Raw genomic sequence first — 211 nt, forward strand, 5'->3', positions numbered from 1 at the left:
AGAAGCACTTGACAAAAAAGGTGACATGTTAGAAAAGAAAGAGGAAAGTTTGAATAAAAAACATCAAGAACTGGAAAATAAGAAGAGTAACATAGAAAATTTATACGAAAAACAAAGAGAAGAATTGGAAAGGCTTGCTGGATTAACTTCAGATCAAGCTAAAGAAATGTTACTAGAAGAAGTAAGAAAAGAAATTAAACATGAAACCGCA

1 protein-coding gene is annotated in these 211 nt (G+C 30.3%); it reads left to right on the forward strand.

The features are described from left to right. Positions 1 to 211 (forward strand): Rnase Y domain-containing protein (locus C1A38_RS32735; RefSeq protein WP_146017668.1); only part of this gene is annotated, 211 nt, incomplete at both ends.

Source organism: Verrucosispora sp. ts21 (assembly GCF_002879555.1).
GTDB classification, from domain to species: domain Bacteria; phylum Actinomycetota; class Actinomycetes; order Mycobacteriales; family Micromonosporaceae; genus Micromonospora; species Micromonospora gifhornensis.